Raw genomic sequence first — 10,799 nt, 5'->3', positions numbered from 1 at the left:
GTCGTAACAAGAGTCAGACCCGACCCAACAACCCCACCACTCTCCTCACAGTCGTGACAGCAGCAGACAAAGCAGTCGTGGTCGTCATAGCGGTCGAGGTGGTAGAAGAGGGGGTCGGAACGGAGGAGGCCGGGGCGTCCGGGGCGTCGGGTGCTCGAGGTGAGACAGTTGTGACGGCGATCACAGCCGGCTCAGGTGAGTCCGCCGCGCACGCTACACCGAGGATGGCCATGAGCAGGGCACCACCCCAGAGAAACACGCCGACACCGCTACTCGAGCCCACCGTCATGCCCCGGTCCGGGCCGCCGCATCGTCGGGTCACACCCCGGAGGCTACCACCCCCCTAGGCTCGCCTGCCGAGCAGCCGTGCCTACAGCGTGATCTGACGTCCAAAAGCAGCTTGGTGGACGTGGGACGGGCGCTGGGCTGCTGCTGTCTACCCGGGGCATGTCATGTCCGGGTTGGTCCGCCGGGGGAGATCTTCGACTTGTGGTCACATCGGGGTCTACGGGACCGGATCACCACCACCAACCGCGCTCCCTCGCCCACGTCGTCGATCCCCACCAGATCAACCTCGCCCAGGGCTACCAATAACTCGCACATACGCGTAGGATCAGATTCCAGAGTGAAGGCGAGCGCTAACTCTGTTGAGAATCGGCATCTGAGCGTGTTGACAATCAGCATCGGAAGGTGTTGAAAACCGGCATTGGGGTTGGGTAGGATAGCGGGTCATGGCCGAGTACCTGCTGCGCCTTGCCGATCCGTTGATTCACGAGTTGCTGGCGGCGTTGCCGGCTGTTTCGATTGTAGGACCGCGGGCGGTGGGTAAGACAACCACGGCCACCCGCTACGCCCGCAGTGTCGTCCGCTTGGATGTTGCGGCCGAGGCCCGTGTGGTGTCGGCTGACCCCGACGCCGCCCTCTCCGGGCTGGAAGAGCCGATCCTTTTGGATGAGTGGCAGGAGGTGCCCGCAGTGCTCGGCGCGGTCAAGCGAGCCTGTGATTTGGATCCGCGTCCTGGCCGTTTCATCCTGACCGGGTCGGTGCGTGCCGTCACGGAGGGTCGGACATGGCCGGGAACGGGACGCGTGACGCGGGTCGAACTCTTCCCGCTGACCGTTGGTGAGCAACTTGGAGCGCTGGCTTCCCCCTTGGTGGACCGGGTCGCTGGGGGTGATCCCGCGGTGTTCGAAGGGAGTGTTTGGGCACTGCCGGAGCGGGGCGAGACCCGGTTGTCCAGCCGGGGAGGAGGATTGCGTGAGTACGTGCGGATGGCATTGCGGGGCGGTTTCCCGCAGGTGGCTCTCGGCGTCCGTGGACCGGCCCGCCGCCGCTGGCTCGACACGTACATCGCCGAGATCGTCAGCCGGGACGTGGCAACGGCCGGAGGCGGCGTCGACCCGGCCCGGCTGCGCCGCTTCTTCACAGCGTACGCGCTGAACACCGCTCAGGTCGTCAACGATGCCACCCTGTACTCAGCCGCCGGCATAGACCGCCGCACCGCGCTGCGGTATCTCGATCTGTTGGAACGCATCTACGCCGTCCACGAGCTTGCGGCATGGACATCGAACCGCACCAAGCGCCTCGCCAAAAGCAGCAAGCGGTTCCTGGTGGACGCGTCGCTGTACGGCGCTGTGACAGGAGCGAGCCTCGCGGCTGCGATGCGAGACGCCGACCTGCTAGGCCGGCTTGTGGAGACGTTCGTGGTGGCCCAGCTGCGGGCCCAGGCCACAGTCAGCCACCACCGGTGCGAGCTGTACCACCTGAGGCAACACAACGGACGACACGAGGTCGACGTCATCGCCGAAATAGACGCCCGCCACATCATCGGCATCGAGATCAAGGCAACATCCGCTCCCACAGAAAGCGACGCCCGCCACCTCGCCTGGCTACGCGATCAAGAACGCGACCGATTCCTAGCCGGCCTCGTCCTCCACACCGGCCCCGGCACCTACAGCCTAGGCGAACGCCTCTGGGCCCTGCCCATAAGCACACTATGGAACGCGCCCTGACACCCAGACCTCCCAGTTATCCCTGCACAGGCTGTAGCACGAGGTCAAACCGGGTCCGGTGACCAGGCCCAACGGATCCATCTCATACTCACCCGACGCCCCGGCGGGCACACCTAGAAACAAGGACGCCTACAGTCGCCAGCCGGGCGAAGCAAAGGGCGACATCTGCCCGCGTGCCTGCCGACGAGAGGATTGAAGGAACGCGGCAACCCACGATATCGTCTCATCCGACTCCTGCGCCACAACACCCAAAACCCACAAAATCGCGCAGTCTCAGGAACTTTTCGTGGTCCACCCCAACACCTCCACCACTAGAAGCGACCATAAGCGCGCCCCCAGAATTCCAGTCCCCTTCTCGTTGACCATCCACGAAGCAGGAGACGCCACCACCGCCAGGGCTGTCTCCCACCCTGGATGTCAAGGCCGGTCGAAGACTGCGCGGTTTCGGCCGGTTGAAAACTGCGCGGTCCAGTGGGGTTGGTTGGTGAGTGATCTCCTTTCGTTCGCGACCGAGCCCCTAGCTCTGGCCTCCGACAACGACGACCGCGGCGTCGCGGAGGCATGGCCGTGGCGGCATGTGGCCGCTGGCCGACCGCTGATGGGTTCAGCGGATTCCGGCGGGATGGATCCGCTGTCGGAGTGACTCCCGCTGAGCCTCAATGTTGGGTGGGTGGTCATGCGGCGGGGGACAGGCTGTCGATCCAGTCGTAGATGTCCTGTTCCCGCCAACCCACCGCCCGGGCACCTTCACCGCCCAAACGGAACGGCGCAGGAAACGACCCCTCCCGCTCCCGACGCCAAATCGTGGTCCTGCTCAACCCGGTGACCTCCAACACCTCAGGCAGTCTCACCACCCGCCCACCCCCAGGAGGCGGCATCGACCGTCGATGGCTGACACCCGGCTTCCTGTTGTTGTGAGTTTCGTTCCTCATCCGCATTCCCATCGCTCCCACTCGTTGCCTCGATCCCCACCCAGCCCTTCAAATCCGTGGCCTCCCATCCGAAGGGATCGCGGGGCGTGTTGTCGTAACCGAACATACCCAAGACAACCCCCAACCCGGTCGCGGATCCACCCCCCTGTGGTCGCGCATCCACCCCCCAGCGGTCGCGCATCCGGTCGCGCATCCCTCCGACCTGGGCTCTTACTAGCCGCTCAAAGGGAGAAGCCTTTGAAGGTGACGGCGGGAATCGGCAGCGAGCTGCGGGCCCGTCTGGGGTCCAATCGGCGGCTACACGCATCCCCGCCGATCGTTTTGGGTGGCACGCGGCCCGGCCGGGGTGATGTCGGCGGACAAGGACTGTCTCCACCGCGCGGTGCGCGAGGCCTGCTTGCTTGGGCACGGTCCGGGTGCCGGGTGGCGTTTGGGGAGTTTACCTGGGGTTTTGTCGGTGTCTGGTGAGGAGGGTGGGGGTGTGGGTGGGCAGCGAGGAGGGTGTTGGTGTGGTCGGTGGGGATGAGTTGATGTGGGCGGGTGGTGGACGGGACATCGGGGGGAGCGGGGAGGGGGACATACGTCCCGATCGGTGGGGGACACATGTCCCCGGATGGGGTGTGGACTGTGGTTGAGGGGCGTAGCCAAGTTTTCATTAAAATGCCGCACCCCATATTTTGGGGGCTGGTAAGTCCGGCTATCAGGGGGGTGGTAGGTGAGCAAGAACAGGGATGAGGCCCGGGCAGGGCAGAATGCCGAAACCTTCCGCATGCTTGCCGCGATCGACGCCGCCGAACAGCTCGAGGCTGCCCACACAGAATGGGCCCGGGCACGGGAGTCCTACCGTCAAGCAGTGGTGGCTCTCTACGGCATCGACGAGTTCAGCCAGGCTGAGATAGCCGAACTGGTGGGCCGCTCCCAGTCGTCGATCTCGAACCTGTTGCGTAACCGGCCTTAACAGGCCACTTCACCCTGCGAGGACATATGTCCTCCACCGATGGGGACATGTGTCCTCATTTTAATGAAAACTTGGCTACGCCTCTCAACCACAGTTGACGCCCCTCCCGGGGACATATGTCCCCCGCCTTCGGTACATGTGTCCCCCGTTCCCGTTCCCCCGTTCCCGTCCCCCGGGGTGATGGTCTATCCGCCCTATCTCTCCTCCTCGACCGGCCCACCCCACACCCTCTCTTGTTGTGCTCTCCTACTCGCATTGCTGCGTCGGCCTTTTCGGGGAGATTGCCGAAGAAACCTCTGGTGTCGGTGCTCTTGGCCGCTGCCGTAGCCAGCCTCTCCACCGCCCGCCGGCAGACCCACCTCGGTCAGACTGCCTGGCCGGACGGCCGCGGTGTTGCCCCGAGCCCTGCCGGGACGTGTTTCCCCCCGGGTAGTGGGGGAATCGGCACAGGTGTCCCCGACAACAGCAGGGGGCTGCAGTTCTCGGCTTGCTGCGGAGGTCCCTCTGTCGCTGCCTCGGTTCATCCGTTCCATATGCCAACCGCAAAGGGCCAGGTGAGAGGGATGTGGGACCGGATGCGCGACCGCTGGGGGGTGGATGCGCGGCCGGTAGTGTTGAGAGCGACCGCTGCCACCGCCCTTTCACGGTCAGCACACCGACCGGGACACCCCCAGTTCGCTCACCGGGACAGGTGTCCTCCCCCTGGGCAAGGGCAAGCGCGGGACAGGTGTCTCCCTGCTGTTGGCAGCCGTTGACCCACTCGTAGCGAATCACCCGGCGGGCGGCAGAGCCCTTCGGCCCTACCGGGAAGCCTCCGCGCTGTACAGCCGTCCGGCGAATCGGGTCAGAGGGATGCGCGACCGCTGCGGGGTGGAAGCGCGACCGGTCGCGTATGAGCGCGACCCCTGGGGGGTGGATCCGCGACCGGGCTGGGGATCGTCTTGGGTATGTTCGGTTACGACAACATGCCCCGGTGACGATCCCCGTCGGATGGGAGACCACGGATTGGAGGGCCGGCACAGGATCGCCAGCAAGCAATGAGCATGAGAAAGGGGGAGGGTGGATGAGAAACCAAACTCACAACGACAAACTGGGGGTGACCTTCAGCCGTCGAGGCTCAGCGGTGCCGCGTTCGGGGGGTGGGCGGGTGGTGAGACTGCCCGAAGTACTGGAGATCACCGGGTTGAGCCGAACCACGATCTGGCGTCGGGAGCGGGACGGGTCGTTCCCTTCGCCGATCCGTCTCGGTGGTGAACGCACCCGGGCCGTGGGCTGGCGGGAACAGGACATCTACGACTGGATTGATGGTCTATCTCCCGCCGCGTGACTACCTGCCCAACATCGAGGCTCAGCTGGAGTCGCTCCGATTCCGACAGCGGATCCATCCAGCCGGATCCGCTGAATCGACCAGCGGTCGGCCAGTGACCACACATCCCGGGCCGTGACCATGCCTCCACGACGCCGCGGGGTTAGGGGGCTACCGCCCGGTCCGCCACGCCGACGTCATTGTCTTGAAGGGCCAGAGCTAGCGGATCGGTGGCAAACGAAGGGAGGTCACCGACTCTGGACCGCGCAGTTTTCGACCGGCCGAGACCGCGCAGCTTTCAACCGGCCTTGGCAGCCCCGTTCGCCTGCTGCTCATTGGGTGATAGGTGAAGTCCGCCGGGAGGGATGGACGCGGTACCTGTGCCATGGTGGTTCAGGATTTCAGGTTTCGGCTGTCGATCAGGCGAAGGTTGAGGCCACGCTCTTCAGTGAGTCTTCGGGCCTGTTCGTGTGTGGTGTGGGGGACTTCTCCGGTGGATACCAGCAGGTGGGTATCAGCCGCGAGGGCAGCGGAAAGGTCGATATCGGATTCGAGCTGTTCGGGACTGAACGCTTCAGGGTTCGTTTTCGCTTCGCCGGCGACGACCTTCCCTCCTGTGATCCCGTAGAGGTCAACTTGCCTCTTGGTGCTGTCCTCGAGCGTTACGTCGACTCCATGTAGCAGGAATGTTTGAGGGTCTTCGGTTGTCAGTACAGCGTCGGCGAATAGGTGCGGGATGATTCCTTGGTCGGCTGCTCGGTCGACCCGAGCGTTGAGCCGGTAGTGCAACTCCGGGCCGCTGTCCGGGTTACCGTTAGCGGACTCGAAACATGTGTTGGTTGTCCCGCAACCGGGACATCGAGGTCCTGGTGTCGTTTCGGGAAGGGGAACGAAGCTTTGGATACTGCACTGGCCGCACTTGATCTTTAGGCCTCGCTCCGCCCACGATCGGAAACACAGCCCCTCCACAGCGGTCCCCGCGTTCTCCCCGAGACCCTTGAGAGTAGAGATCGGCAGGAAGCGGCGTTTGGATCGATTCCCCATTCCGACGAAAGGGCTTCGAGACGGTCCCTGAGTTCGTCGGTCGGCGAAATATGCTCAACGGCCCGCTGTAGGGCCCGCTCCAGGTCTTGGGAACGGCCTGTACGCAGGGACTCGATCACTTGGATCACGCGGTCCTGTAACAGCACCTCAGCGGCGCCGAGTTCTTTGAGGCGGTGCGCCACCTGTCCCTTAGTCGAGAGTTCCGCTTGGGAAGTTCGGTTCTCCAGGAGCGCCCAAGCAGCGTCGCTCAGTGAGGGAACCCGTAGCCTGAGGCGGTACCTGTTCTGTGCGTGCATGGCCAGTTGGAGCTCGTCCTCGGACCAGGACGCGTCGTCCATAACCAGAGAAGCGGTGGTGGGCTGCTTCGGTAGGCCGTCGAAAGCGGAGGACGCCAAACGAACCAAAACACGACCGCCGCCGGTGAACTGCACAGGTGAGTCGACTTCGACCACGGTGCTATCGCGGTAAACCTGCACCAGAGCATGGGTCGTCTCGCCGTATCTCCTCGGCGAACGGAAGTAGCTTCGGGCGGCTATGTCCAGCCGATAGGTGAACGGGACACTTCTTGGGCGCGGTGGCGGGAACATGTTGCCCCGAAGCGGTTCTGTCGACTTGATGAGACCGAGCAGTTCCGCAACCTCGTCCAGTTGGTCCGGCTCGACAGACAGAGAGCCCAGAACAACATCGGGTTCGACGTCCGCGGTCCGTGTGAGACGGTGAGCGAGAGCATCGGCGAAACCGGTCCAGTGGGCTGTCCCATCTGCCGGTAAGAGCAGCATCGGCGCAGGCCTCAGACTGCGGGAACGTAGAGCGCGGAGGTTCCAAAAGTACACGCAGTCCTCTACGCTGTCGGGCTCGGTAACCCAGATAATCGTCGGCGCAGCAAACGGGCCTCCCACCATTTGATGTTCGGCGAAGTCCACCGCTCCGACGTCAAGCCAACACGTCTCTTCGAGTTGCGCCCGACCGATCAGGTCTGCGGTTGCTGGTCGCCACACCCGCACCGACACGCCCTCACAATCTGCTTCTTGGTCCGCGGTGAGGTCACCCGCGGCGGTCTTTTCCCACAGGGCACCGTCGGCTCTGGCCAAAATAGCCGTCTGTCCATCGAACCGCAGTCCTGTTTGCTGCAGGTTTGCTGGATGGGTAGAGAACTGCGTCCGGCCGGACGTGTCGATATCAGCCAAGCCGACAACGGGCAGACCGAGCGTCTCGGCTACCGTTTCGGCTGTGTCGGGGTCGATGTTGACGTTGACCAGCCCGTCCACCGCGGCGGTGTCCAACGTCTGAAGCCACCAACCATCAATCGGATCCGACGCAGGGACCGGGATGATCGGCTCGGAGTAACCAGCCCAACGGGTAGAGGCCTCCCGGATCGCCTCCACCACCCCGGCCGTGTCGTCCGGTCTCGTCAGGTACCCAGCACGCGCCGGCAGCACCCTCACCCGAAACGTCGACTGGCCAATAGGCCCCTCAAACCTCAACTCCGCGCTCCCGAAACTTACCGCTGGCGGCTAGCAGACACCAACCCGGAACACCAACGCTCCGGCGCTGGGCAGAGCGAAGCCGACCATCAACCGTCACCAGGTAGACCTCCCACCCTGCTCGCACAAACACCGTAGCCGAGAGTGAGTCCCCTACGGCGGGAGCAAGATGCGCTGGAGGTCCTGCTCGGTCATCGCCGGGATGTCATCACTATAGGAAGTCGACTTCGTAACCGTCGTGGGTGCGTACGTAGGTGGTCTCGCGCCGGCGTGGTTCCAGTTCGATGAGGACGGCGGTTTCTAGGGCGTGGCCGATGTTGGCCCGGCCGGTGCGGTCAAACACATTACTGACCCGGTGCCGGTCCTTAGAAGAAGCTCAGAGCGCCGCCGAGGGATTCACCGCGCTCAAGGTCGACCCATGGATGCCAGTACCCCCTGCTCATGGGATTCAACGACGATCTGGGCTTCCTGGCGCCGGGCCACAGCAAGGTCATAGGCAGCTTGGCGGCGCATCCAGAAGTCGGCGTTGGACCACCCGACCTTCTCGAAACGGATGGCCATCTCCGCTGAGATGCCCGAGTGGCCATTGAAAACGCGCGATAGGGTGTGGCGGGCTACGCCCAGCCTTCGTGCTGCCTCGGTGACAGTAAGGCGTCCCTGCAAGCACCCCTCACGGACACTGATCCCTGGATGGGCGGGATACTCAACAGCCATTGGCCTCTCTCCTTCTCCTAGTGGTAATCGACCAAGTCCACATTGTGGGCGTCGCCATCCTCGAAACGGAACACGATCCGCCACTTGCGCGACACCCGAATGCTCCACAATCCCTCCAAGCTGCCCTTGAGCCGATGGAGCCGGTAGGTCGGAAGATCAAGATCCGAGACCGCGCTGGCCGCGTCAAGGTCCGACAGGATCGCCGCGATCCGGTTCGCATGAGTGGCGTGAACCCCGCGGAAGTCCCCACGTCCATGCGCCCTTCCGAGCCCTCGGTGCTTGATGCTCCCAATCACCCACTCACTGTGACGATCGACTCCGGGGAATCCCACTGATCGTCATCAACTGTACCGTGTATCGGTACCAGCGCCAACCTCGGCAACTCCGGTCCTTAGCCGCGGGGTGGAGGAACCAGTACCTCACAAAGAGGTGTGCCGGCTCGGCCGATGCGGCGGTCCAGTGTCAGCAGTGGCCAGTCGAGAGCTTCGGCCAAGGCCACGTACCAGGCGTCGTAACTGGTCAGATTCGACCGGAGTTCCCATACGCGGTCGGCAAAAGGCGCGAATGGGTACACATCGAGTTTCAGCCGAAGCAGATCACGGTGGGCAGCAGTGGCTTCCAGGCGTGAGACCGATCCCGACAGTTCCAGCCTGCGCAGGAGGTTGCTGGTCTCGACGAGCGCCAATTCCGGCGCGGCAAGCGGGCCCTCCAAGATCGCGCGCCTGGCCCAGACACCATCATGACCCGAATCGACCAGCGCCGCGACGAGCACCGACGCGTCGATAACGCCACTCACCTCCGGTCGGCGTCGCGGGCTTCGAGGATGAGAGAGGCCGGCACAACGGTCCCTGCCGCTGCAGTGCGGCGCCGCACTTCTTGCAGCCAGACATTGACAGGTGGCCGGGCGGCGATCCGCTCCAATTCGCCACGTAGGAACTCCTGCATGGACTGGCGGTTGAGCGCGGCTTGGGCGGCCAACTCGTCGCGGACGTCCTCCGGCACCCCTCTGATCGTGATCTGGACAGCCATGACAGCATCATAATGGCAGTGACACCAGTATGCATGCGAACTGACCATCGCCTCGATAGCGACACGGTGGGCCACAGGCGCGAGCGATCCGCGTCAGTCTTCGAATTCGTGGGAGTCGAAGCCGAGTTGGGTGGCGTTTTCCTTGACTATGCGTTGGGTACGGGTGTCGTAGCCGTCGGAGCGGGCGTTGATCTCCACGGTGATGGTGACCTCTTTGCCCGTTCCGTCGAGGTGTTTGGTGACCTCTTCGAGGATGGTGCCCAGGTCGCGGATGGCGCGGACCGTATCCAGTTCCTTCCGGCCGTAGAAGCGGGTGGGCTGTTGCGTGGCCGGAGGCTGGGGCGAGTCGGGTCCGAGGTGCCAGGCGTCCCCGAAGTCATCGGGGACCTCGTCTTCTTCGTCGGATGGTGACTCGGCGTCCAGTTGGGCCATGGCCCGGGCAGGACGGACCAGCACTGCGGTGAGGCTCTGGGTCAACTCCACCTGCGGCGGTCACGAGGCCGGGGTAGCGGTCCCCTTCGGGGTCGTAGGTGTCGGCGTAGGCGAAGGTGTCGTGCTGCCAGTTCAGATCGGCCACTCCCCGGGCGATGGCTGCGGCGAGCACGCCGAAGCCGGCCAGGCGGGGCATGTAGAGGTAGCGGCAGTGTTGACGATCGTCGAAATTCACTCATACTGGAGGTGCTCTGTTCTGAGTGGGGTCCTCTCCAAGCTGCTGACTGTCAGGTCCGGCAGCGAGGAGACGGTGGCCCCACGGCTGATGTTGGCACAGGAGGAATACGTGGAAGCACACGCGTTGAGGAAGCGGGGATGGTCGATTTCGGCTATTGCCCGCCATTTGGGTAGAGACCGCAAGACAGTGCGGGCTCACCTGTCGGGGGAGGTTCCGGCGCGGCGGAGACCGGCGCCGGATGTGTTCGACGGGTTCGAACCGTATGTGCGGCAGCGGCTGGCCGACGATCCCCATGTGTGGGCGACGGTGCTGTTCGACGAGGCCAAGGCTTTGGGTTATGGGCAGAGCTATGTGACGTTCAACCGCAAGATCCGGAACCGGGGGCTGCGTCCGGCGTGTGCGGCGTGTGCGGGGAACTCGGGGCCGGCCGGTGGTGGCGATCATCGACCATCCGGCGGGCGAGGAATGCCAGTGGGACTGGCTGGAGCTGGGCGACACCCCGTGGGGATCAACCGTGTTCGTGCTGGTGGGTGTGCTGTCACATTCGGGCAGGTTCCGGGCGTGGCTGAGTGACCGCCAGGATCAGGCGCATTTGGTGGAGGGCATCGACGAGGTGCTGCGCCGCTTCGGGGGCACTGCTAGGAGGTGGC

13 protein-coding genes are annotated in these 10,799 nt (G+C 64.2%); 4 read left to right on the top strand and 9 right to left on the bottom strand.

Annotated elements, in window-relative coordinates:
• Positions 1 to 731: 731 nt before the first annotated feature.
• On the top strand, positions 732 to 2,012 hold the full coding sequence (locus OXM57_00785) for an ATP-binding protein (protein ID MDE0351217.1): 1,281 nt from the start codon (positions 732 to 734) through the stop codon (positions 2,010 to 2,012).
• A gap of 674 nt (positions 2,013 to 2,686) precedes the next feature.
• Here the strand turns inward: OXM57_00785 and OXM57_00780 are convergent.
• Positions 2,687 to 2,890, bottom strand: coding sequence for an AlpA family phage regulatory protein (locus tag OXM57_00780; protein ID MDE0351216.1), 204 nt, complete (start codon positions 2,888 to 2,890; stop codon positions 2,687 to 2,689).
• 769 nt (positions 2,891 to 3,659) lie between these two features.
• Between OXM57_00780 and OXM57_00775 the strand changes: the two genes are divergently transcribed.
• Both OXM57_00775 and OXM57_00770 read left to right on the top strand, forming a co-directional pair.
• Positions 3,660 to 3,902, top strand: coding sequence for a hypothetical protein (locus OXM57_00775; protein ID MDE0351215.1), 243 nt, complete (start codon positions 3,660 to 3,662; stop codon positions 3,900 to 3,902).
• A gap of 1,063 nt (positions 3,903 to 4,965) precedes the next feature.
• A complete protein-coding gene (locus tag OXM57_00770; GenBank protein ID MDE0351214.1) occupies positions 4,966 to 5,229 on the top strand; it encodes an AlpA family phage regulatory protein in 264 nt (87 codons plus the stop codon).
• A 372-nt stretch (positions 5,230 to 5,601) separates the two neighbouring features.
• Here the strand turns inward: OXM57_00770 and OXM57_00765 are convergent, their stop codons facing one another.
• From OXM57_00765 to OXM57_00730, 8 genes are all read right to left on the bottom strand, one after another.
• Positions 5,602 to 5,997 carry a hypothetical protein gene (locus OXM57_00765; protein ID MDE0351213.1) on the bottom strand — a complete coding sequence of 132 codons (396 nt, stop codon included), beginning with the start codon at positions 5,995 to 5,997 and terminating at the stop codon, positions 5,602 to 5,604.
• A 137-nt stretch (positions 5,998 to 6,134) separates the two neighbouring features.
• Positions 6,135 to 7,736 carry a hypothetical protein gene (locus OXM57_00760; protein MDE0351212.1) on the bottom strand — a complete coding sequence of 534 codons (1,602 nt, stop codon included), beginning with the start codon at positions 7,734 to 7,736 and terminating at the stop codon, positions 6,135 to 6,137.
• 211 nt (positions 7,737 to 7,947) lie between these two features.
• Positions 7,948 to 8,079, bottom strand: coding sequence for a hypothetical protein (locus tag OXM57_00755; GenBank protein MDE0351211.1), 132 nt, complete (start codon positions 8,077 to 8,079; stop codon positions 7,948 to 7,950).
• Positions 8,080 to 8,141: 62 nt separating this feature from the next.
• Positions 8,142 to 8,450 (bottom strand): HigA family addiction module antitoxin, encoded by a 309-nt coding sequence (locus OXM57_00750; GenBank protein ID MDE0351210.1) that lies wholly within the window; start codon positions 8,448 to 8,450, stop codon positions 8,142 to 8,144.
• A gap of 17 nt (positions 8,451 to 8,467) precedes the next feature.
• Positions 8,468 to 8,746: a type II toxin-antitoxin system RelE/ParE family toxin gene (locus tag OXM57_00745; protein ID MDE0351209.1), complete on the bottom strand. Its 279-nt coding sequence runs from the start codon at positions 8,744 to 8,746 to the stop codon at positions 8,468 to 8,470.
• Between the two features lie 95 nt (positions 8,747 to 8,841).
• Positions 8,842 to 9,246 carry a type II toxin-antitoxin system VapC family toxin gene (locus OXM57_00740; protein ID MDE0351208.1) on the bottom strand — a complete coding sequence of 135 codons (405 nt, stop codon included), beginning with the start codon at positions 9,244 to 9,246 and terminating at the stop codon, positions 8,842 to 8,844.
• Positions 9,243 to 9,479 (bottom strand): hypothetical protein, encoded by a 237-nt coding sequence (locus OXM57_00735; GenBank protein ID MDE0351207.1) that lies wholly within the window; start codon positions 9,477 to 9,479, stop codon positions 9,243 to 9,245. Before OXM57_00735 ends, OXM57_00740 begins: the two co-directional genes overlap by 4 nt.
• Before the next feature lie 93 nt (positions 9,480 to 9,572).
• Positions 9,573 to 9,962 (bottom strand): hypothetical protein, encoded by a 390-nt coding sequence (locus OXM57_00730; GenBank protein MDE0351206.1) that lies wholly within the window; start codon positions 9,960 to 9,962, stop codon positions 9,573 to 9,575.
• Positions 9,963 to 10,579: 617 nt separating this feature from the next.
• Here OXM57_00730 and OXM57_00725 point away from each other — a divergent pair.
• The coding region (locus OXM57_00725; protein MDE0351205.1) for an IS21 family transposase at positions 10,580 to 10,799 on the top strand (220 nt) is incomplete at its 3' end.

This window comes from bacterium, from assembly GCA_028820935.1.
Classification (GTDB): Bacteria; Actinomycetota; Acidimicrobiia; order Spongiisociales; family Spongiisociaceae; genus Spongiisocius.
The sequence above is the reverse complement of the archived record's forward strand: the minus strand, read 5'-3'. Positions and strand labels throughout refer to the sequence as shown.

Excerpts from the sequence above, each read along its gene's own strand:
- OXM57_00785 (MDE0351217.1), top strand. The coding sequence starts at position 732 with ATGGCCGAGTACCTGCTGCGCCTTGCCGATCCGTTGATTCACGAGTTG.
- OXM57_00780 (MDE0351216.1), bottom strand. The coding sequence starts at position 2,890 with ATGCCGCCTCCTGGGGGTGGGCGGGTGGTGAGACTGCCTGAGGTGTTG.
- OXM57_00770 (MDE0351214.1), top strand. The coding sequence starts at position 4,966 with ATGAGAAACCAAACTCACAACGACAAACTGGGGGTGACCTTCAGCCGT.
- OXM57_00750 (MDE0351210.1), bottom strand. The coding sequence starts at position 8,450 with ATGGCTGTTGAGTATCCCGCCCATCCAGGGATCAGTGTCCGTGAGGGG.
- OXM57_00735 (MDE0351207.1), bottom strand. The coding sequence starts at position 9,479 with ATGGCTGTCCAGATCACGATCAGAGGGGTGCCGGAGGACGTCCGCGAC.